The organism is Aporhodopirellula sallentina SM41 (genome assembly GCF_000346505.1).
Classification (GTDB): domain Bacteria; phylum Planctomycetota; class Planctomycetia; order Pirellulales; family Pirellulaceae; genus Rhodopirellula; species Rhodopirellula sallentina.
Map to the genome: position 1 here is coordinate 1 of NZ_ANOH01000322.1, position 1814 is coordinate 1814.

Consider the following 1814-nt stretch of genomic DNA (forward strand, 5'->3'; position numbering starts at 1 on the left):
CTTCGCGAACGAGATTCCATTCGGGATCGTCGTACAGTTCATCCAAATGAGCGACGAATTTCCCGTCGACATCGTAGACGTGGCCACCCTTGATCCAGATGCCGCCTTTGTCTTTACCGTCGTCAACGTGCTTGGGGACCCAAGGGCCGACCTGATGCTCTGGTGGAACCGTACCGCAGGTGATGACATAGCATTCCACTTCGGTACCGTCACTCAGCTTTCGCATCTCCTTGACGATGGGCTTCACCAAGTTACCCGCATCCATGAATTCCGGATTCAGCGAGTGAACAACGTCTTGTGCAATCGTTCTAGTGGGAGGACGTAAAAGCACGAAAGCGCCGGCAATGGTTGCTGCGATCAAAATAGCAATCGGCAACTTTGCCTTTGTCATGGGATCTGCTCCTGTGCCGTGGATGGATCATACACTGCGACGCCTGACGAAATGCCAGTCGGCTAATCTTTGGGTTGGTCGATTTTCGTGAGAATCTTTTTTAGAACACGTGCGGTCTGTTGTTGCTCTCGTTGTGATAGTTCACTGACCGCGTTGTCCGCCGAAGCGATGTGTTCGGTCAGCGATTTTTCGACCACTTCGATGCCGCGTTTGGCCAGCTGAATGCGAACGGAACGTCGGTCGTCCGGATTGGGAACGCGTTTGACAAAACCGGCTTTCTCCAGCCGATCGATCCGATGAGTCATCGTGCCAGACGACGCCATGACCACTTCCATCAATTCCTTGGGCGTCATTCCCTCTTCGCTGCCACCCCAGCGAAGGCTCGCGAGTACATCAAACTCCCAAACCTCCAGCCCGTAAGGGCGCAGCATCTCTTTCAGCTCACGTTTCATAACGTCAGCGATCCGAATCGCCCGACCAATCACGGCCACGGAACTCACGTCCAGTTCCGGCCGATTCGCAAGCCAACGCTGCATCAAGTTGTCAATGAAATCATCTTGCATGCGAAAACTGTAGGGACGAACAATCTGCAAGTCAAGTATCTCGAATTACAGATAAATCACCCTAGTGGGACGAGCACGTGGTTTGGACAATCGGTTGCCTCCCAGGAGTCTGCTTCGACGCAGTGCCGAATCGCAGTGCCGAATCGCAGGCCGACGCCCCAACGCCCCAACGCCCCAACGCCCCGCGAGGCGATGTTTTCGCCATCCGCACTGAGAGTCAAACCTTCCCAGACGAGCCGACTTTAACGACTGCTTAATCTGACCGAGTGAGTCGATGTAGTTGCTTCGCCGCGATTGCTCGCGTCGACACGGTTGCACCTGTCATCCCAGTTACACTTCGCCCAGCGGGTGATGTTTTTCTCTTCACCCGTTCTGGTGTCCAGTACCGGAGCACGCCCGGACGATATCAGAATTGGTATTTCATGGACGAAATTCACCTAGAGCGATGGATCGCGATATGCTTCGGCGCAGCCCTTGTGGGCACACTCAAAACAGCAAAACGGCCGGCCGTCTCCTTGTCGCGGCTCTGGCACTGAACCTAACCGGATCGGCTTCGATCGCGTTGGGAGAAAGCTGGACATCGACAACGAGCACGGCTACTGCCTCGGCGGAAACCGAAACTTCGGACGGTCATGCGGTCTGGCGTCCTCGCCCGCTCGCTCTTCCGGCGACATCCGACACGGCGGTCCCTTGGACGCCACCCAAGCGAGTCGCCCCGGCACCTCAGCCGACCTCGACGACCATCGTGATCCAGCCACCGGCTCCGTTGCCACCGCCCGCGCCGGCCCCGCCTGTCGTCCAGCCGGAACCCGAACCGGAGCCTGAACCACCGACGCCCGCCGAGATCCGACAACAACGGC

The 1814-nt window shown here is 57.1% G+C and carries 2 protein-coding genes and 1 pseudogene; 1 reads left to right on the plus strand and 2 read right to left on the minus strand.

What is annotated here, in order from left to right; translation table 11 throughout:
- Together RSSM_RS21325 and RSSM_RS21330 are read right to left on the minus strand one after the other, a co-directional pair.
- A partial coding sequence (locus tag RSSM_RS21325; RefSeq protein ID WP_008683790.1) for an RICIN domain-containing protein occupies window positions 1–391 on the minus strand: 391 nt, incomplete at its 3' end.
- Between the two features lie 62 nt (window positions 392–453).
- Window positions 454–984, minus strand: coding sequence for a MarR family winged helix-turn-helix transcriptional regulator (locus RSSM_RS21330; RefSeq protein ID WP_008683792.1), 531 nt, complete (start codon window positions 982–984; stop codon window positions 454–456).
- Window positions 985–1411: 427 nt separating this feature from the next.
- On the opposite strand from RSSM_RS21330, the pseudogene RSSM_RS21335 reads away from it, so the two are divergent.
- Window positions 1412–1814: pseudogene (locus RSSM_RS21335) on the plus strand (hypothetical protein); the annotation flags it as partial.